The 3,343-nt window shown below is 37.8% G+C and carries 1 protein-coding gene and 1 pseudogene; both read right to left on the reverse strand.

Annotated elements, in window-relative coordinates; translation table 11 throughout:
- Nucleotides 1–2,450: pseudogene (locus ACFIN0_RS09465) on the reverse strand (hypothetical protein); the annotation flags it as partial.
- A 648-nt stretch (nucleotides 2,451–3,098) separates the two neighbouring features.
- Nucleotides 3,099–3,343, reverse strand: a 245-nt coding sequence (locus ACFIN0_RS09470) for an autotransporter outer membrane beta-barrel domain-containing protein (protein WP_375702419.1), incomplete at its 5' end; no start/stop codon positions are given.

The raw sequence follows: 3,343 nt of genomic DNA on the forward strand, positions 1-3,343 counted from the left end.
TTTTCTGCATTAAGCCCGATGAAAGCATTATTAATTGTTGTTTTGCCATACAATTCGATCAAGCTATCAGGATCGGTAGTAGCTGCACCGTATCCGTTGCCATACATCGTTGTTAGAGCAACATCTGCAACCTTAATATGCCCACCACTTTTTGCAAGCAATGCCATGTTTGCAGCGGTTACAGTTCCTTTCGTCATTGTGATTGTACCACTATTTTCTGCATTAAGCCCGATGAAAGCATTATTAATTGTTGTTTTGCCATACAATTCGATCAAGCTATCAGGATCGGTGGTCGCTGCGCCATAGTTACCATTTATTGTTGTTAGAGCAACATCTGTAATCTTAATATGCCCACCGCTTTTTGCAAGCAATGCCATGTTTGCAGCGGTTACAGTTCCTCCCGTCATTGTGATTGCACCACTATTTTCTGCATTAAGTCCGATGAAAGCATTATTAATTGTTGTTTTGCCATGCAATTCAATTAAGCTATCAGGATCGGTGGTAGCTGCACCGTATCCGTTGCCTATTGTTGTTAGAGCAACATCTGCGACCTTAATATGTCCACCACTTTTTGCAAGCAATGCTGCGCTTGTCCCAGTTACAGTTCCTCCCGTCATTGTGATGGTACCACTATTTTCCGCGCCAAGGCCAGTTACAGCATTATTAATCGTTGTCTTCCCATGTAATACAATTAAGCTGTTAGGATCAGTGGCAGCTGCACCGTATCCGTTACCATCCATTGTTGTTAGTATCACATCCGTGACATCAATATATCCGCCGCTCTTTGCAAATAATGCTGCGCTTTTTCCAGTTACAGTTCCTTCCGTCATCATGATGACGCCTCTGTTTTCTGTATAAAGCCCGATAAAAGCATTATTAATCGTTGTTTTCCCATACAATTCAATCAAGCTGTAAGGATCTGTGGAAGCTGCTCCGTTTCCGTTACCATCTGTTGTTGTTAAAACAACATTTTCGCCTCTAATATATCCACCGTTCACTGCCAATAATGCTCTGTTTCCCCCAGTCACTATTCCTCCCATCATTGTGATTGTGGAGAATAAACCGTCTGCATAGAGTCCATCACCATAAGATGATGTAACTTGAACGCTGCCTTTTTGACTATTGGCTAAAGTAATGATGCTGCCTTCCGTAACGTATAGCCCAGCGTGTTCTCCATTATATTCTCCTCCTAATATCGCTATTTGAGAATGACCTTCTGCGGATATGCTGGTTTCTGCTTGGGTAATGGTTACATTTTCTAAAGTGACTTGACTTCCAGCAAAGGCTGTTATTCCTGTGTATAAAAACTCTTCTTTTTCATTTCCCAATTCATTTTCTAATTCACTTTCCCATCCAGGGTCTAATTCATTGTCCGATGTTTTTTTTACATTTGCTAGCTTGTCTTGATCATTTATGTTGGTGTCTGCATAAGTAATTGTTACATTTTCTAGCTTATTTTTTTTGCTCTTACTTTCATTAAAGAATGCGCCAGTTTCAAAAGCTGTAATGGTTCCTCCTGTCATTGTGATTGTGCCACTGTTTTCTGCATAAAGCCCAATTACAGCATCATTAATTACCGTATTTCCGTGTAATTCAATTTTACTGTTAACATCATTGGCTATTGCACCGATTCCGGTGCCGTCTGTTTTTAAAGTAACATCTGAGATGTCAATATGTCCGCCATTTTCTGCAAGCAATGCTGTGCTTCTTCCAGTTATTGCTCCACCAGTCATTGTGATTGTAGATTGTTCACCATTTGCATAAAGTCCATCACCATGGGATGATGTAACTTGAACACTGCTTTTTTGGTTATCGGCTAATTCGCTATAAGTTAAAGTAATAGCGCTGCCTCCTGTAGCGGATATTCCTTTGAGGTCTCCATCAAATGCTCCTCCTAATATCGTTATTTCAGAATGATCATTTGCAAATATACTGGTGTTTGCTTGCGTAACCGTTACGTTTTCTAAAGTAACTTTGCTTTTTTTGTCGGCATTTATGCCCTCGTCCATGAAGTGGTCATCTTTACCACTTGATATTGTTACACCTTCCAGCTTGTTTTTATCATTCATACTGTTTTCGAAGAAAGCGCCAGTTTCAGAAACCGTAATAATGCCTCCAGTCATTTTGATTGTAGCACCATCTTTTGCATTAAGACCAAGACGAATGTCAAAATCAGTTCCTTTAATGGCTGTGTCTTGCAGTAATGTAATCGTACTGCCAAGACCGTCAGCTGTTACAGCATAAATATCTGTGTCTTTATTCCCAACCACAGTTAAATGTGTGCCGGTGATTTCCCCGTTGTCTTTCGCATTAATAATCTCATACGTTGTGTTAGATACTTCTTTTTTCTCTCCGGAAACTTCAAGAGTTTCAGCATATACATTGAAATGGGTGTTGAATAGCATGACAGCTATGACAGCAGTGCAGGATAAGAGGGACTTTTTACACATCAAGAGTTTCCTAAATTATAAGTAAATTATAAGTGCCACACACTCTTCCCCCGCTTATAAGAAGGATATCAAATGGATGGGTATTTTAGATTAGAGATCGGACGTGAATAGGCGATTTTTATTTTTATGTAAAGTATAAAATAAATTATATATTTAATATATAATGAATTATACTTTAAACTCATTTCGTGCTAAAGTAAATATATTATGTTAATATTATATAAGTATTATAAGTTTTTCTATTCAAGATATGTGTTATGTTTGCATAAAACTTGTTGCTTATGCTTAAAGAAAAGGAGTAGGCAAGAAAATTTCAAAAAACTGTATGCTTGAGCCTGATAAAGATTTCTTTCAACATCATAAAACCAAAGATGACACCATAGCTTTCATGTTTTCCTTTAACACGGTTATGATAAAATAGTGCTCATTGATTTTTCAATCGACTTTTAGTTTTTTTCAAGGGATATTTTTACTAGTTGAAAGCGCGATATTTTATTGTCTTGAGTTTTTTTAACTAATTTTCTCAAAGAGAAATGTTGGCAGTGTGTATTGGTAGAGAAGAATAGGGGAGAGATAAAAAGGCAGTATACTATACTGCCTTTTTTGTTAATACATAGAAAAGAAATACGCTGTTTTGACAGTTTTATTTTAAAACTGATAGCGTATACCACCTGAAAAGCTTGCACCACTTATACCAGTTTTCTGAAGCTTTTGTTGATAGCTTACATCACCATGAAGGGAGAAATTGTGAGACAGTTGCGCATTGATGCCAACGCCACCTTCAATTGCAGGTCCCATAGGATCAAGGTCAAAGTTTCTGCCAATCCGGATGGTACCATCATCACCAAAGGTTTTGATCAAGTTTACTTTTCCATAGAAAGACATAGGACGAT

Source organism: Bartonella sp. AA89HNZF, assembly GCF_042196905.1.
Lineage (GTDB): Bacteria > Pseudomonadota > Alphaproteobacteria > Rhizobiales > Rhizobiaceae > Bartonella.